Below are 21108 nucleotides of genomic sequence, written 5' to 3'. Positions count from 1 at the left end.
TCTCCAATCCGCCGCCTCCTCACACCAAGGAGACGCCTGCAGAGTCCGCTTCGAACTAAAATTTCGACTCCACCGCCATATGCGATTCCCCTGCCTCAGCAGGGGCGGCGAGGGCGGAGGTGCTCACGGCGGTGAGCGCGGTGAGCGCGGCGACGCAGGCGGTCGCAGCCAAGAACTTCAAAAGGTTCATCGTAATCGTCCTGAATGACAGAGGCCGCGGGATTGCGGTCCTCCAGCCCACATCCGTCGCGGCCGCAGGATAGCGACGGCCACGACTTGTGAGCGGGCCCGCGCAGGTCGCGCGGACAGTTCAGGCGATCGATCTCGGTGGTCGCTCCGTCCGGGGCGGGGAGCGAGGCTTCAGCGGCAAAACCCGCTCGGCGACAACCGACGCCTTCGGCCGAGGGGCGACATAGACGTTGGCGGTCGGCAGTGCTGCGGAGATGCCGCACATCGTAGCGCAGGCCTGCGCGCATGCCTCGCTGTCCATCGTCTTCTTGCCGTGGTCGCAGCATGGGTCCGGGGCGGTTGGCCCAGCCTGATCGGCTGGCGTCGCAGCCATCATCATGCCGGCCATCTCGGCTCCCGCCTCGACGCACGACCGCTGGGCCGCCAGGGCGGCGGCCGGGCTGTAGAGCAGGCCCAGGAGGGCGAAAAGGACGAGGAGACGCCGCATCGCTGCGGAACCTACGCCGGCAAAAGGTCTAAGTCGACGGCCGCCCTCATCAGGCGCGGCTGCGCCATGGCGATAGGGGCGGCCGGCGTTCATTGCGCGGACACCGGCGCGAGCATGCCCAGCCAGGCGATCAGGGCCAGCACCAGGAAGGCGAGCGCCGTCTCGAGCACAAGGCTACGACGCAGGGCGGCCAGCGCGTCGGGTCGCGTCTCGTCGTCCTCCAGGGCGGCGCCGAGCGCCGGCGTCAGGCGGAAGCGATTGGCTGCGGCCAATCCCAACATCCCGGCGAACAGCAGCAGCTTCAGGAGGAGGAGCTGTCCGTAGGGCGTCGTCCAGAGGCCGCTGATGCGCGCGGGACCCACCAGGAACCAGCTGTTGACCAGGCCCGTGCCGACGAGGACGGCGACCAGTCCGGAGCCCACGCCGGAGAAGCCGTGGAGCGCTCTATGCACGGCGCTATGGTCTCCCGCGTCCCCCGTGGTCGGGCGAAGCAAACCGAAGAAGACCACTAGCGCGCCGATCCACACCCCCGCGGCGAGCGCATGAACGATGTCGGCCGTCAGGTGGACAGGTCCACCCGCGCCTTCGGTCGCCGCGCCATGACCCATCCAGGCGAGGCTAGCGGTGATGATGGCGCCGAGCACCGTGCAGAGCCAGAAGAGGGGGCGGCCGGGGCGGAGCACGAGCACCGCGCTCAGCGCCAGCCCCGCGGCGACCGCGCGGACGATCGCGGCCTTGCCGAGCGCCATGGTGGAGACGACGGCGGTCAGCGACGATAGCTTCAGGCCCTCGGAAATTGATCCCGCGAGGACAGACGTCTGCGCCGCCAGGCCGAGCAGGGTGGCGGCCAATAGGGCGGCCGCGCTCCAACCCAGTAAGCGTGGGGACCAGTTCAATTGCGCGCCGGATCCGGGACCCGCGCGGGGCAGGGCGTAGATCAGGAAGAGCGATGATCCGAAGAGGATCATCGCCCCTGCAAATTGAACCAGCCTGAGGAAGATGACCGCAGGCTCGAGCACGTCCTATTTCACCTTAAAGGCGAGGTCGCCGGTCATCTTGTGCCCGTCCGATGTCGCGGCATGCCACATGACCTTGTAGGCGCCGGGCATCAGCGCGCCCTGCGGCGTGCCGACCATGGACAAGCCGTCCTTCGAGACGGTAGTCTTCACCGGCATCTTCATGCCGCCGCCCATCTCCAGATCAAATCCAGAGAAAGCCGGCGTCAGCTTTTCGTTGAAGGTGAGCGTGATCGTCTTCGGCGCAGCCACCGTCACATTCGCCGCTGGGTTCGACGTGACCAATTTGGCGTGGGCCGAAGCGGTCCCGGCCGTTAGCAAGGCTGCAGCCGTGACGAGGCCGGCGACGGAAAGGCTTCTGTGATGAGTCATTGGGATATCCCCGAGGTTTGAACGCTGTCCCTTGAGAGTATACGCAGCGCCTGGTCAGTCCCCCTCACTGTAGCCTCGTGCGACCGGGAGACGCACCTTCCACGATTCTGAAGCGCGCCGCGGCCGGAGCCGGGTGAAGGCCCGGCCCAGCCACGGCGCGCGGCGAGTAGTGCCTGGGCTCACGAGGCCCGAAATCGCAGAGGGCCGCCAGAAATTCGGACCCGCCCTATTTCGGCATCTTCATTCCGGCCATGTCGGAATTCGGATCGGCCTTCTGGTCCCCCTTCTTCGGAGGCATACCCTGGGCCGGCGCCGCGGTGCTTGAAGCCGCATCATGGGCCGTGACGTCGGCGTGCGGGCTAGCTTCGGGATGGGCTCCCTCGTTTGCGGGTGTCGGCGCGGCGGCTACTGGCTGGGCCTCGACCGGAGGCGGGGCAGATTCCTTCTGGCCGCAGGCGGCCAGCAGCAAAGCCATCGCTCCGGCGGCGCAGGCCGCGAACTTGTTCCGAATGTTCATCATCTCTCCCATCATTTGCGTTGCTCGATCCTGTTCACCTGCGCCGCCATGCTGCGGCGTAGCGTCAGAAGCGGGTCAGTTCGGTGATCTGCTGGCTCTCCAACCTAAACCGGACCTTGTCCCCTACCGTAGCGCTGTTCAGAAGAGCGCTCTTGCCCACGGCGAAGGCCATCGTCCCTGCAGGCCAGTTCAGCGGCTCGATGGCGTCGTAGGCGATTGTGATCCTGCCTGCCGTTGCATCGATGGCTCGCACCAGGCCGACGCCGCGAATCTCACTCAATTTGACCGGTGGGGCCGCGAGGGACGACACCGCCTGCGGACGCGGCGCTGGCCGGCTTGCGGGCCTGGGGGTTGACGGAGTATCCCCGCCGCCTGGGTGCGCACTCGCAGCCGTAGCGGCGCCGAGGCACAGGACCAACGGAAAGATGTGCTTCATTGCTTGCCCGTTCCTGCCGCAGAGATCGGCCACTTCAGCTGAACCCGAGCGGCCGCGACCTCGCTCCTTGAACATATTACGCGCGCCAAGATGGATACCCCTCGCCTAGCGCGGCATTTCATTCACGGTGAATCGCAGGTTCTAAGGAGGCCCCGGGGCTGGGCTTTGCCGTATGCACCGTTGATGGACAGGATTCGGACCGCCACTTCCGCAGCAGACTACTTGTCTGCTTGCATGGACATCATGGTGTCGCCGCTGAAGGGCTGATGCAAATGGGTGCCACGATAGCTGAAATGCGAAAGGTCGACGCGCTCCTGCTGTGATGGCGCCGCAGCGCCAGAGGTCGGCCAGGATCTGAAGGCGTGCCTGACCGGCTTGTGGGCAGGTGAGGGCACGCTCTTCTGCCAAGACGCGCATCACAAATAGTTTGAGCAATTCACGGTTTCTTCAGTGCGCTCGGATAGCGATTTCTGAGCTCAAGAAGAGCACAACGAGGAAGGAACACTCCGATGAACGTCTCCGCCGCAAGCGCCGTGAATTCTGCCGCCCTGGCACAGGCCGCTCGGGCGCCGCAGCAAACCCAGCCGCCGGCTAAGCCCGAGACGAGCCACGCCACTGGCGAGACCTCGCACAATAGTAAGCCTGCGGGCGCGCTCGACATCAAGGTCTAGGACCACCCACGTCGGGCTCTGAGATTTGACCGGGAGTGATGCGCGAGCGTCATGCTCCCGGTCGGTCTAGCAACAGAGACCCGCGCCGCCTTCAGCGGCTCAAGATCCAAGCTGGTTCGTCGGGCCGCCGACGCGGCCAGCGGAGTTTACTCGTGACAAGCGCTGGCTTGCATTGCCCGTCAGCGCTTTCCGATCAATCCGAGAGCGGACGCTGCTTCACTCCAATAGCATACGGCGCGCTCGGGTCGGTCTCAGGGCGCCCTTGAGGACAGGTGAAGCTGTGCGATGCGCCAGGCGCCCGCTCTTCGCACCAGGACGGCCGTGCTCACCCCGCGCCGTTCGACGACGCCCTGGCGGCCCTTGGCGCGGATGACGTAGTCGTACTCCTCGCGTGCCCACGCCACCTCGCCGAGTATCTGAATGTCCACCTTGCGATTTTTGATCTCGAAGCTGTCGAATGCGGCGAGCTCCGGCCCGAGATGATGGTCCAGGTACTGACCGATCGGCCCCTCGTAGCGCCCGCCTTCCAGTATGGCGGCGTCCGGGGTGAAGAGCCGGGCCAACTCTCGGATCTCGCGCTGCTGAAGGGCGGCCGTGAAGGCGTCGAGGACGTTGCGAGCCTCCGACGTCGACACCTGCGCCGCCGGCGTCTGCGCCGAAGCCGGGGCGGCGATGGCCAGGACCGCGACCGCGGCCAAGTGGTGATGTTGCATCTGTCTTCCTCGAAACCCAAAAGATCCCCCTCCGCACGAAGGCGGAGGGGGCAAGAAGCCTAGAACCGGCGCACGAGCTGCACACCATATTGCCGCGGCTCTCCATAGACGGCGAGCGGCAGGGCCGGGTTCGAGACTCCGGTGGCGTCGGTCCCGACGGTCTTGTAGGTCGCGTACCGCTCGTCAGTGAGGTTGCGGCCGAACACGGCCACCTCCCAGACATCGCCGGCCGTCGCAAAGGTCGCTCGGGCGTTCAGCAGCGTGTACGGCTCGCCCGAGAACTGGCGCAGGTTGTTCGGCTTGAATTGGACGCGATCGCGCCAGGCGATGTCGCCCCGCAGGGTCAGGCTGTGGCCGTCGACGAGCTCCCACCGGTACTGTGCGGCCCCTGTGAAGTTCCACCGCGGGGCATTCGGCAGGGTGTTCCCGGCCAGACTAACCCCATTGTCGAAGAAGCGGTCATACTCGGCGTCGAGATAGGCCGCCGTCGCGTTCAGGTCGAGGCCGCGGACGGGCCTCACCGTGACCTCCAGTTCGCCGCCCTTCAGGGTGGCCTTGCCGGCGTTGGTGGTGGTGGCCACGCCGTTGATGTACTCAACCACCTGCAGGTCCGTGTAGTCGTAGTAGAAGACGCTGAGATTGGCCCGGACGCGGCGGTCCCAGAACATGGACTTCACCCCGCCCTCGTAGCTCCAGATGTACTCCGGCCGGAACGGCCGGCCGTCGCCGAGCTGAAAGCCTCCGGACTTGAAGCCGCGCGTGATGGAGGCGTAGGCCATCACGTCTTCGCTGACGTCGTACTGAATCCCGACTTTCGGAGTCCATGCGCGCCAGGACGCCTTGGCCGCCTCACCGCCGACATCGACGCCGCCGGAGAGGACACGGTAGGCGAAATCCTTCTCCTCATAACTATAACGGGCGCCGCCGGTGAGCCGGAGCCGATCGGTCAGGCGGAACGTCGCCTGACCGTAGGCTGCGAGTGCGTTGGTGACATTGCTCTCGGGCAGGCCGAGCGCGCGTGCGGGCTCCAGAATCTGCAACTGGTCGCGCGCCTTTTCGCGCAGGTAGAACGCGCCCACGATCCATTCCAGGCGATCGGGCTCATTGTTGCTGAGCTGCAGCTCCTGGGTGAAGGAGCGCGACCGCTCGTAGAGGGTGATGTTGCGAAGGAAGAGGTCCGTCGCATCCACGTCGAGAACCTGGTCCACCGTGCTCCCGCGATAGGCGGTGATTGACTTCAGGGTCACGGGGGCCGTGACGTAGGTGGCCGTTGCAGAGACGCCACCGTTCTCCACGTTGTTGCGCGGTCGCGTGTCGAGGATCAGCTCGTCCTCGCCGCGCGGGATGGTCGCGCCGGCCCGCGCGAAGTCCGCCGGGTAGCTTTGGCGAATGGACGGATAGCCCGTCTCGCGGTCGCGGCCATAGTCGGCGCGCAGCGTCAGATCGAAGTTTTCGGCGAGGTCGATTGCGAGCGTGGCGCGCGCGGCGAAACGGTCGATGTCCTGGTATTTTTCGCCTGTCTTCGGATTGTCGTAGATGCCGTCGCGATCGTTCTTGAGGACGGTCAGGCGGCCGCGGATGCGCTCGCCAAGCGGCCCGGACACGGAGCCGGAGAATGTCCGTCGATCGTAGTTGCCTACCGTCGCGCTGAGTATCCCTTCCAACTCAGACGTGGGCGCCCGCGAGGTGATGTTCAGCGTGCCGCCGGCGGAGTTGCGTCCGAACAGAACGCCCTGGGGACCACGGAGCAGTTCGATGCGCTCCACGTCGAACATGTCCTGGTAACTAGTGGTCGGCCTCGGAATATAGACGCCGTCGTAGTGGACCGTCGAACTCGGGTCGGTGGCGACACCGAAGGCCGAGGTGCCGATGCCTCGGATGTTCACGATCGCCATCGAGTCGTTGGTGATGGTGACACCCGGCGTAAAGACCTGCAGATCCTCAAGGGTGGAGACCCCGAGCGCGCGAAGGGTCTCGCCGGTGACCGCCGTGACGGCGACCGGCGTGTCCTGCAGATTTGTCTCGCGCTTCTCTGCTGTGACGACCACCTCTTCCAGAGCTTCAGGAGCGGTGGACTGAGCGAACCCGGGCGCGGGCGCCAGGGCGAGCACTGTGAACATCGCGGACGCGCCGCGAAGTGCAAAACGATTGGAACGCATGAAACCTCCCCATATCTAAGGGATATACGTACAACCGTGCTTCTCCCCCTCAGAACCACACAACAAAGTTGCCATACCGAGTACGAACGCCGAGCCATCCTCCAATCTGGGCCTACGCAACGGCTTGCTTGCGCGGTCCTCCGGCGTCGATTTGCGAAGACGGTGTCTGCGATCATCGGTCACTTCGGGAACCCTGCGAGCTGCGATCTGTTTGCCTAATCCGTCGTCGAGGTCGGACGACGTCATGCGCAGGATTCCACAGTTCATGCCGCCTCCCGTGGCCCTCTTGTCGCTCGCAACGGCGTCCCCGCCTAACGTGCTGGCGCAAGCGCAAGTGGAGCAGGCGGCGCGAGACCTGTTTTCCGATAAGTTTCCGCAGTTCGAGCGTATGGCTCCGGTCTTCACCTCGGCCGGCGTTCGTACCCGGCAGGTGATCCGGCCGATCGAATGGTACTTCGAGCCCCGGGGCTGGCCCGAACGCACCGAAGCTTACCTCGATGGCGCGACGGACCTGTTCGTGCAGGCGGCCTCCGCGGCGCTGGCCGAGGCGGGGCTCGCCGGCCCCGACGTCGACGTCATCGTCACGGTGTCGTCTACGGGGATCGCGACGCCCAGTCTGGAGGCGCGCGCGATGGAGCGCATGAAATTCCGACCCGACGCCGCCCGTGTGCCGGTCTTTGGTCTCGGCTGCGCCGGCGGCGCGACCGGTCTTGCTCTGGCCGCCAAACTCGCGGCGGCGACTCCAGGCGCCATCGTCCTCTTCGTCACCGTCGAGCTTTGTTCCCTTGCGTTCCGGCTGGACAACCTCAGCAAGGCCGACATCGTGGCCACGGCGCTGTTCGGCGATGGCGCTGCAGCCTGCGTGGTCCGGGCCGGGGAGGGCGGTTTCGCCCAGGTGACTGGGATCGCCGAGCATACCTGGCCCGCCACGCTCGATGTCATGGGGTGGCGGGTCGAGCCGACGGGCCTCGGGGTGATCTTCGCACGCGCGATCCCGCCATTCGCCAAAACCAATCTGCAGCCAGCCATGGCGTCGATGTTGGGCGGCCAGAATCTAGAGGTCGAGGACATAGACCGGTTCATCTGCCATCCCGGCGGCGTGAAAGTGATCGAGGCGCTGGAGCTTTCGCTGTCGATCCCGCAGGGCGGCCTGGATCGAGAACGCGAGGTATTGGCTGACCATGGCAATATGTCCGCCCCGACCGCGCTGTTCGTCCTCGACCGCGTTCGGCGCTCTGGCATGCCGCCGCGCTCGGTTCTCACGGCGTTGGGACCAGGCTTCACCGCGAGCACTGTCACCCTGGATCGCGCGGCGTGACCCTGTCCGTCACGGTCCTGGCCCTCGTGACCCTGCAACGGATCGCCGAGCTTCTCCTTGCCCGCCGGAACTCCGCAAGGCTCCTGGCCAAAGGCGGCGTCGAGATGGGGTCTGGGCACTATCCTATCGTGGTGTCCTTGCACGCCGCCTGGCTGATCGGTCTTTGGATCATGGCCTGGGACCGGCCGGTCGCGCCGCTTTGGCTGAGCCTCTTCTTGCTCCTGCAACTGTTGCGGATCTGGGTCATCGCAACGCTGGGAGATCGCTGGACCACCCGGATCATTGTACTTCCCGGCGCACCCCTGGTGAGGCGCGGACCCTATCGCGTCCTGTCCCACCCGAACTATGCCGTCGTTGTCGCCGAGATTGCGGTGCTGCCGATCGCCTTCGGCTTGCCGACCTACGCCCTGATATTCTCCGCCTTGAACGCCGCCATGCTTTGGGTGCGCATAGGTGCTGAGAACCGCGCACTGGCCAGGCTGACATAGGCTGCCTGCGATCGCCGCTTGTTGTCGACCTCATCGGCGTGCAGCCGATCGCGATCGATTAGAGCCTGCGATCGCAACTCCTCCGACGATCCCTTTGCCACCACGTGCGCGTGTGGAGTCTAAAGCTGGGCCTTGTGATTGAACTCTTCCGATACTGCCGCGTTGTAGCCGCGCATCTACGGCGAAGCCACAATCTAGAATTTGAGCGCGATAGGAGAGGGACGTGCGGACAGAACATAAGATCGAAGGATCAATGGATCGCCAGATGATGCAGCATCACTATATGATGCTCGCGCTCAATCTCGCCTTGAGCCTCGTCATCATGTATATTGCAATGTTCGCGATGATCTCGAGCTGGGGCGAGTTCGTCCAGAACATCAACTTCTTCTACATGGCGCTGGTGATGTGGGCGCCGATGGCCGCAGTGATGCTGCTGACGATGAAGTCGATGTATCGCAACACCAAACTCAATGTTGGCCTATACGTCGTCTTTGCCGCCGTATTCGTTCTTTCGTTGGCAGGAATTCGCGCCCAAGGGTTTGTCGGCGACCGGCAGTTCGTTCGATCGATGATACCCCACCATTCCGGAGCGATTTTGATGTGCGGCCAGGCCCCGATCAAGGATGCGGAAATCCGCGAACTCTGCTTCGGCCCGAACGGGATCATAGAATCGCAGAAACGTGAGATCGCCCAGATGAAGGCCATTTTGAAGCGCCTCTAGCCCGGCCCTCTCCGCGGCACCTGTCTGGCCGCCGACTCCTGGGACGCCTCGCCGCAGACGTGATTCGACACGCGATGACGGCCAGGCCGCTCGCCTTGCTCGTGCCGAAGCTAAGCGACGATTATCCGCATGCCGCTACGCGAACGCGCCCGCGCCGGCCGCGAACGTCAAGGCGTCTGCGCGGCCGCACGTGGGAACCGCTGGCGAGCGGCGCCCTGGAGTTAAAGACTCAGATTGGTCCACGGGTTCCTAATGCCCTCCTCCAGGGGCTACCCAAGAACTCGTTCTAATGGCCGAGGGCGTTCGAATTCGTCCATCTGACCGTTGACCGTTGACCGCGCCGCGCGCCGCCGCGACCGATGGAAATACCGAGCCCATGCGAGGTCCTCTCGGGGCGGCGACCTGTAGCGAAAGGGCTAAGCGTCCGGCGGCGCGTATTCCCTAAATGATGTCCGAGCCGTCGAAATCATGGAGCTCTACGCCGGGGCGGCTGCGGTCGCTTGACGCGGCCCGAGGCTTGGCCGTAGTCGGCATGATCGTGGTCAACTGGGCCACCATCGTCGATTATCTTCGTCTCGGTCCGGTTCCAAGACAGCTCCTGCATGCCGAATGGGTGGGCATCACGCTCGCCGATCTCGTCTTTCCCGCGTTCGTGTTTCTGATGGGAATGTCGTTCGCTCTACGGAGCCCGACATCCGCCGTGTCCCCGATCACCGCCGGTGCTTGGTTCAGGGCCATCCGCTTGTTTGCTGCGGGTTGGCTGCTGTCGAACCTCCACTGGATCGTCAGCCCGGATGGGGAGGCCTTTCGCCTCCTGGGCGTGCTTCAGCGGCTGGCGCTCGTACAGATCTCTGTCGCATTGCTCGTGGCGTACACGTCCCCGCGGCTGCAGGCTCGGATCGTGCTCGCGGTGCTGGTGGGTTACTGGCTGCTGCTGCTCGCCCCAACGCCAACCGGTCAGCCGCCTGACCTTAATTCGCCTGGAACGAACTTTGTCTCGTGGTTCGATCGCTTCGTATTGGGTCGCCACATCTATGTTAGGGGCGAGGCAGGTTATGATCCGGAGGGCATCCTCGGGACGTTGCCGGCGATCGCCCAGTGTCTTCTCGGGGTTCAGGCCGGGCGCTGGCTCCGTACCGGCCACACCGCCTTGAACATCGCGGCGGGGCTGGCGGCGGCAGGTCTGGTGAGCGTCGCCTTAGGGCTGCTCTGGTCGCCGTTGCTTCCGATCTCAAAGCCGCTCTGGTCGAGCAGCTTCGTGCTGCTGACGACGGGCGTGACCCTCTTCGTGTTCGCTTTGATCTACTGGGTGGTCGATGTTTATCGCCGGGGCGGTCCGACGACGGCGTTTCTTGAGGCCTTCGGGCTGAACGCCATCACTGCCTATATCCTCCATTCGCTCATGCTTACCGCTATGACCGCGGCCGCGGCGCGTCTGCTTTTGGCCGGCCCCCGCTCCAGCGCTGAGACCCTCCTCGCGGTTGTATTGTCCTTCGTTGGCTTGGTGGGCTTCACGTGGAGCGTGGCGGCTTACCTGCGACGGCGAGGCATCATCGTGCGGATCTGACATCTGGACCCGCACCCGCGCGCCTGCGGGGGCGCAGTTCTCGCAACCATCAGCCGTACGCCCTGGCCGTGGAGTGACGTTCCCGCTTGACTGGGCCCGCATCATGCGATTAAGAACTAGTCGCAGTCGCAGTCGCAGTGAGCGCGAGGGATTCGGCTATGAGTGAAGTGGTTAAGGGGCGGCGCTGTCGGCGTGTGGCTTTGCTGGCGGCGACGTCGGCCGTCTGTTGGACAGGCGTGGCGCAGGCCGACGCGGCCCCTGACGCAAATACCCTCAGCGGCGTCACGGTGACTGCTCAAGCCCGCGAGCAGGAGTCCAAGGCGAGCTACAAGGTGACAGGAAGCACCACGGGGATGCGGACGGACACCGCACTGATCGACGTTCCGCAGGCGGTTACGGTGGTCTCAATCAAGCAGATCAACGACCAGGCGGCAGGCAGTATCGGCGAGGCCATCCGATACGTTCCGGGCGTCTTCTCAGCGCAAGGGGAGGGCAACCGGGAAACGCTGGTGTTCCGCGGCAATGCCACCACGGGCGACTTCTTCGTCGATGGCGTGCGCGATGACGTCCAGACCTATCGCGACCTCTACAACATCGAACGACTGGAGATCTTCCGTGGGCCCAACGCGATGATCTTCGGACGAGGAGGAATCGGCGGTGTCGTCAACCGCGTGACGAAGGTCGCCAGCTGGCAGCCCGTCGGCGAGCTCCACTTCGAGGCGGGCAGTTACGATCACAAGCGAATCAGCGGCGACGTGGGCCTTCCCGTGAATGACCGTGTGGCGTTGCGCATCACCGGCGTCTATCAGGACAGCGGCAGCTACCGCGACGGCGTCGAAAATGAGCGCTGGGGCGTGAACCCGACGGCATCGTTCCGGATCGGCGATGCCACCAACGTGCAGATCGGTTATGAGCACTTCGAAGACGACCGCATCGCGGACCGGGGCGTGCCGGCTCAGGTCCGCGGGGCCGGGATGGCGGTGGCGAAGCCGCTGAAGACCCCGCGCGGCCAATTCTTCGGCGACCCGGCCAACAGCCCCACTTGGACCGACACGGACGCCGCCAACCTCTTCATCGAGCACACTTTCAGCGACAACGTGTCGATCCGGAACCGGACGCGCTGGGCGAACTACGACAAGTTCTATCAGAACGTCTTCCCGGGCGACGTGAACGCCGCCCAGACCACCGTCTCGCTCTCGGCCTACAACAACGCCACCGCGCGCAAGAATTTCATCAACCAGACCGACCTGAACCTGACCTTCAACACAGGCGCGATCGAACACCTGCTGCTGGTCGGTGCGGAATATGGCCGTCAAATCACTGACAACCGTCGCTTCGAGGGACGCTTCGCCGGCAACGCCGCCTCTGTCACCGTGCCGATCTCTGCCTCTAACGTCCGGCTTCCCTTGACGTGGACGCAGACTGCGTCGAGCGGCGACAACAAGGGCGTCGCGACGGTCAAGGCCGGGTACGTGCAGGACCAGATCGGCCTGACCGGGGCCCTCAAACTGGTGCTGGGCGTTCGCTACGAGGACTTCCGCACGCGCGTGACGGACCGGCGCGTGGTTGGCTTCCCGGCCGGGCAGCAGCGGCAGTTCGATGTGACCGACACCCTCTGGTCCCCGCGAGTGGGGGTGATCTGGAAGCCGGTGGAGAACGCATCGATCTATGCCGGCTATTCAAAGACCTACCAGCCGCGTGGCGGCGACCAGCTCACCAGCCTGTCGATCAGCAATCAGAACCTAGATCCCGAGACGTTCCAGAACTACGAGCTCGGCGCGAAGTGGGACATCAACCCGTCATTCAACGTGACGGCGGCGGTCTTCCAGCTGGACCGCGACAACGTGCTGGCGCTCTCCGATCCCAACAATGCGGCGTCGCCTACCGTGCCGATCGGCAAGCAGCGCACGCGAGGCATGGAGCTGAGCGCGGCGGGCGAATTGACTGAGCAGCTGAGCTTCGTCGCGGCTTACACCCTCTCCAATGGAGAGTTCTTGGACAACGTGTCTGGGACGGTCCGAGCCGGCAACAAGCTGCCGAACGTGCCCAAGTCCAGCGCCTCACTCTGGAGCCGGTACGAGGTGACGCCGAAACTGGGCGTCGCACTCGGCGCGATCTACCAGGGCAAGCGATACGCCTCGACGGACAATGTGGTGGTGATGCCCGGATTCACGCGTCTAGATGCGGCGGCGTTCTATGACGTCACCGACCGAATCACGGCCCAGGTGAACGTCGAGAATCTGCTCGACAAGCGGTACTTCGTCTACGCCAACAGCAACAACAATATCACCCCCGGCTCGCCGACAGCGGTGAAAGTGGGGCTGACGGCGCGCTTCTAGTTTCACTCTTATAGGTTCCAGCCGATGTGCGACGGGTCCGGGGCCTGACAGCAGGTGCGCGCGGAATCCTACGACGCGTAGGGCCCGTCCGTCCAGCTGCTCTAATTTGATCTGCGAGCCTCAGTGTTCGATCTCCGCTCCAGTTCAACCGTCGCTGCTTAGGCCGGACTAATGTAGCGCCGGTTGAGCGGCTGCGGTCACACGCCATATGACGCCGCCGACATCGTCGGCGACGAGGAGGGCCCCACGCTTGTCGACAACCACCCCGACCGGCCTGCCCTGGATCTTGCTTTCGGCGTTGAGAAAGCCGGTTAGGAACAGCTGCGGCGCCTGGGGCCGCCCTGCGACGAAGGGGATGAACACCACCCTATAGCCATTGAGCGGCTGGCGGTTCCAGGATCCGTGCTGCGTGACGAAAGCGCCGCCTCGGTAGGACGGCGGATAGGTCCCGCCTCTGTAGAAGACCAGGCCCAGAGACGCCGTGTGCGGACCGAGCCCGTAATCGGGGACGATGGCGCTCTCCACGAGATCCGGCCGCGGCGGACGCACACGCGGATCGACGTGCTGGCCCCAGTAGCTGTAGGGCCAGCCATAGAAGCCGCCCTGTCTCACGCTGGTGAGATAGTCGGGCGGCAGGTCGTTGCCGATCTCATCGCGCTCGTTGACGACGGTCCACATCGTCCCCGTACTGGGCTCGAAGTCGATCCCATTGGGGTTGCGGAGCCCGGACGCGAAGGTGCGGATTTTGGCCGAGGCGATATCATACTCCCAGATGGCCGCGCGGCCGACTTCGTTCTCCATGCCGTTGTCGCCAATATTGGAGTTGGAGCCAACCGTCGCGTAAAGCTTGGACCCATCTGGGCTCACCACGACGTTCTTGGTCCAATGGTGATTGATCGGCGGGCCGGGCAGATCGAACACCCGCTCCGCCGGCCCCGCCGCTGCGGTCTGGCCCGAGCTATAGGCGAACCGAACCACGCCATCGTTGTTGGCGACGTAGAGCACCTCGCCGACGAGCGTCATGCCGAACGGACTGCGGAGCCCCTGCGCGAACACCGTGCGGCTCTCCGCAGCGCCATCTCCGTCCTGATCGCGAAGCAGGACGAGCTTGTTAGGACTGGGGACCGCCGCCTTCATCTTTTTCATCAGCATCTTCTGGACGAAGCCGCGAATGCCGCGCTGCATCTTGTTCGCCTTCGACGGCTCACCGGCGGACTCGGCCACCAACACATCTCCGTTGGGCAGCACGAGCAGCCAGCGGGGATGCTCGAGGTCGCTGGCAAAGCGGGTGACCGTGAAGCCGGCCGGAGCCCGAGGGCTCGCGCCCGCCGGCCAGCCCACGACGCTGGGCACGCCGACCGACGGCAGGAGACTCCTTTGCGGCGCCGATAGCAGCGGATTGGGCCCGAATCCGACGAAGGGATCACTAGAGCCCGGCGTGGTACAGGCGCAGAGCGACAACGCCGCAACACTTGTGATGACGATTGTGGCCGCGCGAGACATGAGCGCTCCTCTATCGATCAAACTGATCCGGGGGCGCTGATGTTGCGTGTCGCGGCGCCGCTCGCGAAATCTACTCTAGAAAGACGCGTGGACTAAGCCCTAGCCCTAGGTCCGGATGATTGCCAGCAACCTTCGGCCAAGGACCGCCATCGCGCCCAATCTCGGGCACGGCGCAAGTCTTGAACGGCTTGGGCACTGATTGGGATGGCAGGACATCGCTCCTGACGGTGGCTTAGGAAGCCGAACTCATCACCGCGATGAGGATGTGTGGTTAAACTTTGAGTCGCTGGCCACGGTCGTGATCAATGCGGCGCTGTCCATCACAGGCATCATGTAATCTGTAAGCACGGCGTCAGGCCGTTCTTCGGCCACCCTGGCCGCGACGCGACGAGCCTTATACCTCTTCGCCTTCCGCTTCCGCAGCCACCGATGCGGCGCCGCCCAAGGCCTCGTAGCGCCGGGCTGAGAGCCACTGCAGGCGTTTGGCCTGGGTCAGCAGAACCCGCCGCAAACCGCCCTGGACCTTTCGCTCGGAGATCACCTGGGCAAGCCGCGAAATGATCAGCGCGCGTCGGGAAATGCGGAAGTCCGGATGAGAGCGAAGTTCGAAGACGCGCTCGGAGACAATCCGCCCGCGAAACGAAGGCGGGGCCTCGACGGCGAGGGCGCCCGGTGGTGGGTCCTTCTCGTTGAGAATCGCCTTGAATTGAGAGCCGTCGACAGCCCGCTCCGTAATGAGGCGCTCCAGCGCGTCGAGGTGCTGGCGGGCGGCATTGTCGGCTCGATTCGAACCCTGAAACTGGGGAAGGGGCCAAACCTCGATCTCGAAGACTTCGAAGGGATCGAGCACCGACATGGCCACGGCGTCGGTCCGCTGATTGGTGAGGTGGCGCCGGATACGCGTGCGCAGTCGCTCGTTAGTCTGGCCGACGTAGATCGGCTCGCCGTCGTAGTCGAAGAAGGCGTAGACGCCCCAACGGAAGTTGCCGACCGGCGCGGCCTGCCCGTCGGGCTGCTCAAACGGCGTGTTGAGGAAGCGCGTCAGGTTCTCCCGCAGGTCCTCGGTCTCGAACGGTGGGAAATTCACCGCGTCGGGATTGCGCCCGAAGAGGGGCCCCGAATCAGACACGCTGGATGGCCGTCATGTCGGACGCGTGCTGTACGACGCCGGCGCGGCGGATCACTGTGCGCCGGAAGAGTTCATCGGCCTGCTCGCCGACCTCGAAGTCCACGTAGTTGACCTCCTCGTCGCGTTCGCCGAAGGCCGCGTGGAAGGCGGCCAACAGCTCCACCTGTTGCAAAGTCTGGGCGGTCGACTGCGGATGGGCGCGCGATGGGATGGCGGCCGGGAAGACGTAGATGCAAGGCGGTGGGGTGAGGAACGGGCCGACGGCGGTCCGACGAACGGCGCCGTCCAGCGCCGCAAGCTTAGGACAGGGTCGCCCAAGCGTGCCGCAGATCATGTCCCAGATCACCACGCCATCGACGCGCTTGTTGCGGCTGATCATTTCGGCGCTCAGCCGTGTGTGGATGCCGGACCAGGCGTTCCGGCGAGGGTCTGCGCCGGAGTTTGTGCAGAGGCTCCAGGTGATGAACTCGTCGGCGTCTGCGGGGCGTTCGAACTTGTTGGTGTTCTCGCCGTCGAGGCAGCCCTTCAGGTCGATGACGGCCAGGCGGCCACTATGCAATCGGACGTAATAGTCGTTGCGCGCCTTGCCCTGGGTCCGGTCCCATCCAGCGATGAAGCCGCCGTCTTCCATGTGGTTGAGGACGTGCTGCACGAACTCGCGCTTGCCCCGCATGGTCGCGGAGAATTCACCGCGTACCTTCTCGATGGCGCCGCGAAAGATCGGGGAGCTGTAGAAGCTGGTTTCGTCCAGCCCGTGGTCGCCCAGCTGATGCGCTTGGGTTTTCAGGACCTCCGCAAAGCGTTCGATCTCGGCACGGAGCCGCGGATCCTGCTCGCAGGGGATGACCGTCACGCGGCCGCCTTCGCCGCGTCATCGACGCCGAGGAGGGGCTCGAAGAGCTGTTCCGCCAGGTGTCGAACCACATGCACGGCCACACCGTCGCCGGTCAGGTGATAGGCCTCGTTGTAGTTCTTCGGCAGCTTGTAGCTCTCGTCCAATCCCATCAAGCGGGCGGTCTCACGGGCGGAGATCAGCCGGCTGCGCACCTTCTTGCCGTCGACCACGACGATCACCTGGCGACTAGAGCCGCCGGCCGGCGTCCGCAGGCAGCCGGCGACATCGTCGAACCGGACTTCCGCACGCTGCACCTTCACCCCACGCTCATCCAGCCGTGTGCGCTTGTAGACGCAGCCCACCATACGTCGGCCGGCGCGCTTAGCGGCTTCCAGCTTGGCCTTGTTGACTGGCGACATCTTGCCGATCAGCAGATCCCGCTCGGCGTCCGTGTGCCAGCTGACGCTGGTCGGGTTCTCTTCGATAAAGTCGGCGAAGGTGGCGTTGCGTCTCGCTGGCGCGGGAATGTTCCACCAAACCATCTTCTTCTGGGCCGTTTTGCTGACGCGTTCGAAGGCGCGCTGCAGGGCGGCGGTGTGGAACGGCGCGATGGGCTCTGGCGAAAGCAGGGCTGGGTCGACTTCGACGTCGTCGCGGACGCCGATGATGAACAGCCGCGGCCGCGACTGCGGTACGAACAGGGCGGCGTTGATGACCAGCGCGCCATAGCGATAGCCGGCGTCGGCGAAGGTCTTGCAGATCGCCTCGAAATCGCGGCCGCTGTGCGAGGTCAGGGTCCCGAGGACGTTTTCCAAGGCGATGAGCTTCGGAGCGCGCCCGTCGGCGACCAATCCCTTCACGATCTCCCAGAAGGGATAGAAGGTGCCCGAGCGTTCGCCCTTCAAGCCGGCGCCGCCGCCGGCCAGCGACAGATCCTGGCACGGAAAAGAGCCCCAGATCAGATCGGCGTGTCCGGGCAGTTCAGCCGCCTTGATCTTCCGGACGTCGTCAATCCTGAGCACGTCCCCGGTGGGATAGTTCAACTGGTAGGTCAGGCCCTTCTTCGTGTCGAAGTCGTTGGCGAATAGGCAGGTCCAGCGCTTGCCAAGGCCGGCCCGGGCCATACCGCCGCCCGCGAAGAATTCGTAGAAGCTAGGCATCGCCCGCGCCGCCTTTTCCTTGGCCGTTCTCTGCGCGATCACGGGCCAATTTCTCTTCGACCGCTTCGGTTATCCAAGTGTTACGCGAGATGTTCCCCGGACGAGCGCCTCGGGCCGCATCAATGGCGTCGAAGGTTTCGCCCGGGAGCCGCAGATTGATCCGGTCTAGGGTGCGGACCGTCGCCGTTTTCGAATCAAGTAGCATGGCGCCAGAGTGGCGCCACATAGGCGCCCCGTCGAGCGTAGTTTCCATTTTGTTCTTTTCAGGCGGCGGGGCAAGGACCACGAGGGAAGGCGAGGATGACCGGATCGCGCATCTACTCCGTGGCCATCGTTCGCGAACTCGACCTTGATGCGCTGGCGGTTCTCTCCGACGAGGAGGCTGACGCCGGCGAAGACGACGGGCTGCAGGGCAACCAGCAATACCGGGATATGCGCGGGGCCAGCTGGGACCAGGTTGCCGATGCGCTGGCCCAAGAGGCGGCGCTCTTCCAGCGGTTCGCGGCGAGCGCTGGGCTCAACGAGGAGGCTGAACTCTATGAGCACGAGCGGGAGGACGCTTTCCTGCCGGAGGAGGATCTTTGGGGTCTCGATATTGGCGTGATCGGCGCGACCCTGGCGCTGTCGGCGTTGGGGGCGACGACCGTCAGCAGCTGCAATGCGGGCGGCTTTGGGGGGCACCATACGGCCATATTTCCGCACGTCGCCTTCTTCCTTCCACGCGAGGCGGCCCCGGAGGTTATGGCGATCGCCGAGGCGGCCGAGGTCGGTCTCGATGTTGTGGAAGGGGGGATTGCGCGACTCTACGGGCGAACGGATCACGACCTTCATCGGTTCGCTGAGGTCGCTCTGCAACGAGATCGAGGCGCGAGGTGATGTAGCGACGGTCGCGGCAAGTCCCAGGAGCTTTCACCTGCGCGTAGGCCGGTGACCTTGCAAAACGGTGTATACACACGTGCGCAGAAGCCGTTTGACGGTGAGGATGAACGTCTCCGCCACCAGCCCGGGAGCTCCGCGGTCCTGGCTCAGGCGGACCGGCCCCAGTAGCCGGCCGAGCCGGCGGTGAAACCCGAGACGAGCCACGCCAGCGGCGAGACGTCCCACAACACCAAATGGACGGACGGAATCGACATCAAGGTCTAGTTGGGCCTCAGCGGCTTGGACCAAGCCGTCACGTGTGCTGCGGATTTGGCTGGCACTTGCGCCGATCCAATCCGTGATCGCCACCTGGAAGTTATTCTTGGGGCTCGGACCGTGGAGATCCGGCGCGTTAGCGCGCCTAGGACGATAGGTAAAGCTGCGCAATCCGCCAGGAAGCGCTTGTTGTCCTTGAACAGGTGGTTGAAGTCGCTGCGGTCAGGATTGAGATCGGTGGCGTTGAAGATCGACCGAGCCACTATCCGGACCGTTCACCTGGAGACAAGCTGTCGCACAGCTAAGGGGTGGTCGTCGTGGGCTCTACATTGGGGTCTCACAGGGTAGAGGATAAGCCCCTCGCTTCGCCGGAAGGCGCCAAGCGCAACGCATGTTGGTTAAGGTGTCTCCCATAGACCATGGTGTAGGGAGCGATCCCTCCATGGCGAACCGACGAAGCGGGCAAGACATGGCCGAGAGCCCTTGGTACCTCGATATCTTTCGGATCGCGCTTGCTGCGCTACTCGGCTGCGCGATCGGGTGGCAACGGGAGCGGCGCGGCCGTGACGCCGGCATCCGAACCTATATGGCCACGGTGTTGGGTTCATGCGCGTTCGGCCTCATATCGGGTGCAATCGGCGACCAGGGGCGAATTGCAGTGGGCGTGGTCACCGGGATCGGCTTCATCGGAGCGGGTGTGATTTTGCGGGACGGCTCCCGCGTGACCGGGCTCACGACGGCAGCCACCCTGTGGGCGTCCACAGCGGTCGGCTTGAGCACAGCTTACGGCCTCTACCACCTTGCTGTCATCGCTGCTGTACTGATCCTGGGCGTTCTCGAGCTACCTCGTGTTCCGGGCTGGAGCCGCTTCTCAATGCGCGCGCGCGTGAACGCCTCGAGCGATCGGCTTCTGCGGCCAGAGGTTGGGGCCGCTATACGTCCGCGAGCCGATGACCAGCGGGCTGCAGAGGACAAGAGCGAGGATCCCTGAGTTGCAGGTGCGGTTGCTCGACCGCGTGAAGCTATGGGGTGATGAACCGCTGGTGTCTCACACCCACGCAGCCGCAGCAGGGTGCGGCTGGGGAATGTCTTCAGACTCGGGCGAACTGAGCAGCCTGTCGATGAGGATTTCGATCGCGGCCTCAGCTTCGAGCGGCGCGTCCCAGACATCTACAGGCCCCCGGCTCGAGGCGATATGAGGGCTTGCTGGGCACTGTCGCGTATTCCCAGCAGGCTCTTTTGTGAGAGGTCGCCATTGGTGAGGCAATCGCACGCAGACACGCAAAACACCGACTCGGAACTGGTCACGTCTGGAGTGAGGATCGGCTACGTCGGTGCTCGTGCGGGGCCGCACGATTCAACCGTCGCGCTCCTGACTTCCGTCGGCTGTCAGGTTGTTCGGAGCGAAGGAGCCTCCGCTGGCTCTGTCCTTGGGGCGATACTGTCTTTCATAGGCCCGGGGGACGAGCTCGTCGTATTTGCATTGTCTGACCTCATAGGGCTGTCCGCCCTCGAGGTTCTGGACCGGCTTCATGAGCGCGGCGCCAGCCTATACGTATTGGATGAAGATTTTTCGACCAGAGGCAGGGGTGACCGTTATTTGCGCGCCGCCCTCAGGGCCGTAGCCGATCTTCAGCCCAAACGCCGCTCGATCGACCTGATGGCGACAGAGGATGCAATTCTGCGCTTAAGGAGCTGTGGCATCGGGCCGGCAGAAATCGCGAGGCGTCTGCGCGTCTCTCGAATGACCGTTTGGCGCAAGCTGAAGCGGCATGAGGCTCGCGAAACCTTGGCCGCGCTGTCCCGACCCGCTCCGAACGTTGGCTCAGCGTCTACACCTAGGAAGGTCTGAGGTCGCCGGCTCCATAACCAACGAGAACGGTTGGGTGAAGTCGTCGTCACCGGCTCCCGCATCGCACGCAAGGATTACGTGGCCAACTGCCCGATCGTGACTGTCACGCAGGAGGACGCACGGCTGGCTCGGCTACTATCGAGACCCTGATCAACGCACTGCCGCAGTTTACGCCCCTGGGCAGCGCATCGCCTCGTCGGGCTACGGTCAGAACGCCGTCGCCAGCGTGCTGAACTTCAGCCTGAACGACAACTTCCAGGGAGTCCAGCTTGACGCGGAATGGCGTCTCCCACCGCGGCGACGCGGCGAATCCATCCGCCTGATGGTTGCCGGCGACATCGCGGACGGCCGCGGCAACGCGGTGCTGTCGCTCGGCTAGGCACAGGCCATGTTGGATGTGCGGGAGTAACGGAATGTCAGCTGGCGCATCAATGCCGAAACCAGCTATCGACTAAGAGAAAAATAACGCGCGAGAAGGATCATTATCGCGTGTAATCCGCCC

Annotated in this window: 22 protein-coding genes; 10 read left to right on the top strand and 12 right to left on the bottom strand. The window is 64.4% G+C overall.

Annotation, left to right across the window (positions count from 1 at the left end; all coding sequences use genetic code 11):
- Positions 1–55: 55 nt before the first annotated feature.
- From GGQ61_RS22535 to GGQ61_RS18600, 6 genes are all read right to left on the bottom strand, one after another.
- Positions 56–190: a hypothetical protein gene (locus tag GGQ61_RS22535; RefSeq protein WP_281372735.1), complete on the bottom strand. Its 135-nt coding sequence runs from the start codon at positions 188–190 to the stop codon at positions 56–58.
- 120 nt (positions 191–310) lie between these two features.
- On the bottom strand, positions 311–676 hold the full coding sequence (locus GGQ61_RS18620; protein ID WP_183776070.1) for a hypothetical protein: 366 nt from the start codon (positions 674–676) through the stop codon (positions 311–313).
- Positions 677–765: 89 nt separating this feature from the next.
- Entirely contained in the window at positions 766–1695 is a 930-nt protein-coding gene (copD, locus tag GGQ61_RS18615; protein WP_183776068.1) for a copper homeostasis membrane protein CopD, read from the bottom strand.
- A 3-nt stretch (positions 1696–1698) separates the two neighbouring features.
- Positions 1699–2064: a copper homeostasis periplasmic binding protein CopC gene (copC, locus tag GGQ61_RS18610; protein ID WP_183776066.1), complete on the bottom strand. Its 366-nt coding sequence runs from the start codon at positions 2062–2064 to the stop codon at positions 1699–1701.
- Positions 2065–2290: 226 nt separating this feature from the next.
- Positions 2291–2581 carry a hypothetical protein gene (locus GGQ61_RS18605; protein ID WP_183776064.1) on the bottom strand — a complete coding sequence of 97 codons (291 nt, stop codon included), beginning with the start codon at positions 2579–2581 and terminating at the stop codon, positions 2291–2293.
- A gap of 64 nt (positions 2582–2645) precedes the next feature.
- Complete coding sequence (locus GGQ61_RS18600) at positions 2646–2861, bottom strand: copper-binding protein (RefSeq protein WP_068875187.1); 216 nt, start codon at positions 2859–2861, stop codon at positions 2646–2648.
- A gap of 665 nt (positions 2862–3526) precedes the next feature.
- Between GGQ61_RS18600 and GGQ61_RS18595 the strand changes: the two genes are divergently transcribed.
- Entirely contained in the window at positions 3527–3688 is a 162-nt protein-coding gene (locus tag GGQ61_RS18595) for a hypothetical protein (RefSeq protein WP_156467041.1), read from the top strand.
- 251 nt (positions 3689–3939) lie between these two features.
- On the opposite strand, the gene GGQ61_RS18590 is transcribed toward GGQ61_RS18595, so the two are convergent.
- Positions 3940–4401 carry a nuclear transport factor 2 family protein gene (locus GGQ61_RS18590; protein ID WP_183776062.1) on the bottom strand — a complete coding sequence of 154 codons (462 nt, stop codon included), beginning with the start codon at positions 4399–4401 and terminating at the stop codon, positions 3940–3942.
- A gap of 59 nt (positions 4402–4460) precedes the next feature.
- Positions 4461–6560, bottom strand: a complete 2100-nt coding sequence (locus GGQ61_RS18585) for a TonB-dependent receptor (RefSeq protein ID WP_183776060.1) — start codon at positions 6558–6560, stop codon at positions 4461–4463.
- A 265-nt stretch (positions 6561–6825) separates the two neighbouring features.
- Here GGQ61_RS18585 and GGQ61_RS18580 point away from each other — a divergent pair, with 265 nt between their 5' ends.
- The 5 genes from GGQ61_RS18580 to GGQ61_RS18560 all read left to right on the top strand — a co-directional run bounded on the left by GGQ61_RS18580 (position 6826) and on the right by GGQ61_RS18560 (position 12993).
- Positions 6826–7878: a type III polyketide synthase gene (locus GGQ61_RS18580; protein WP_068875217.1), complete on the top strand. Its 1053-nt coding sequence runs from the start codon at positions 6826–6828 to the stop codon at positions 7876–7878.
- The gene (locus GGQ61_RS18575; RefSeq protein WP_068875184.1) at positions 7875–8366 is read left to right on the top strand and encodes an isoprenylcysteine carboxyl methyltransferase family protein; all 492 of its coding nucleotides are present in this window, start codon (positions 7875–7877) and stop codon (positions 8364–8366) included. The genes GGQ61_RS18580 and GGQ61_RS18575 overlap by 4 nt, the downstream gene beginning before the upstream one ends.
- Positions 8367–8589: 223 nt before the next feature.
- Positions 8590–9087, top strand: a complete 498-nt coding sequence (locus tag GGQ61_RS18570; protein WP_343056204.1) for a DUF305 domain-containing protein — start codon at positions 8590–8592, stop codon at positions 9085–9087.
- Between the two features lie 445 nt (positions 9088–9532).
- Positions 9533–10654 (top strand): heparan-alpha-glucosaminide N-acetyltransferase domain-containing protein, encoded by a 1122-nt coding sequence (locus tag GGQ61_RS18565; RefSeq protein WP_068879147.1) that lies wholly within the window; start codon positions 9533–9535, stop codon positions 10652–10654.
- Between the two features lie 158 nt (positions 10655–10812).
- On the top strand, positions 10813–12993 hold the full coding sequence (locus GGQ61_RS18560; RefSeq protein WP_068875182.1) for a TonB-dependent receptor: 2181 nt from the start codon (positions 10813–10815) through the stop codon (positions 12991–12993).
- 168 nt (positions 12994–13161) lie between these two features.
- On the opposite strand, the gene GGQ61_RS18555 is transcribed toward GGQ61_RS18560, so the two are convergent.
- The 4 genes from GGQ61_RS18555 to GGQ61_RS18540 all read right to left on the bottom strand — a co-directional run bounded on the left by GGQ61_RS18555 (position 13162) and on the right by GGQ61_RS18540 (position 17662).
- Complete coding sequence (locus tag GGQ61_RS18555) at positions 13162–14496, bottom strand: PQQ-dependent sugar dehydrogenase (protein ID WP_183776056.1); 1335 nt, start codon at positions 14494–14496, stop codon at positions 13162–13164.
- Positions 14497–14890: 394 nt separating this feature from the next.
- Complete coding sequence (locus GGQ61_RS18550; RefSeq protein WP_068875180.1) at positions 14891–15625, bottom strand: GIY-YIG nuclease family protein; 735 nt, start codon at positions 15623–15625, stop codon at positions 14891–14893.
- Positions 15618–16478, bottom strand: a complete 861-nt coding sequence (locus GGQ61_RS18545; protein ID WP_068875179.1) for a hypothetical protein — start codon at positions 16476–16478, stop codon at positions 15618–15620. The genes GGQ61_RS18550 and GGQ61_RS18545 overlap by 8 nt, the downstream gene beginning before the upstream one ends.
- Positions 16475–17662, bottom strand: a complete 1188-nt coding sequence (locus GGQ61_RS18540; protein WP_343056202.1) for a DNA cytosine methyltransferase — start codon at positions 17660–17662, stop codon at positions 16475–16477. The genes GGQ61_RS18545 and GGQ61_RS18540 overlap by 4 nt, the downstream gene beginning before the upstream one ends.
- Positions 17663–17920: 258 nt before the next feature.
- Here GGQ61_RS18540 and GGQ61_RS18535 point away from each other — a divergent pair, with 258 nt between their 5' ends.
- The 4 genes from GGQ61_RS18535 to GGQ61_RS18525 all read left to right on the top strand — a co-directional run bounded on the left by GGQ61_RS18535 (position 17921) and on the right by GGQ61_RS18525 (position 20985).
- A complete protein-coding gene (locus tag GGQ61_RS18535) occupies positions 17921–18496 on the top strand; it encodes a hypothetical protein (RefSeq protein WP_068875178.1) in 576 nt (191 codons plus the stop codon).
- Between the two features lie 727 nt (positions 18497–19223).
- Positions 19224–19745 (top strand): MgtC/SapB family protein, encoded by a 522-nt coding sequence (locus GGQ61_RS18530; protein ID WP_183776054.1) that lies wholly within the window; start codon positions 19224–19226, stop codon positions 19743–19745.
- 204 nt (positions 19746–19949) lie between these two features.
- Complete coding sequence (locus GGQ61_RS22755; RefSeq protein WP_425501020.1) at positions 19950–20606, top strand: helix-turn-helix domain-containing protein; 657 nt, start codon at positions 19950–19952, stop codon at positions 20604–20606.
- A 226-nt stretch (positions 20607–20832) separates the two neighbouring features.
- Complete coding sequence (locus tag GGQ61_RS18525; RefSeq protein ID WP_183776052.1) at positions 20833–20985, top strand: hypothetical protein; 153 nt, start codon at positions 20833–20835, stop codon at positions 20983–20985.
- Positions 20986–21108: the final 123 nt, after the last annotated feature.

Origin of the sequence: Phenylobacterium haematophilum (assembly GCF_014196295.1) — a bacterium.
In the GTDB taxonomy this organism is placed as follows: domain Bacteria; phylum Pseudomonadota; class Alphaproteobacteria; order Caulobacterales; family Caulobacteraceae; genus Phenylobacterium; species Phenylobacterium haematophilum.
This window is presented reverse-complemented; position numbering and strand designations above follow the sequence as displayed.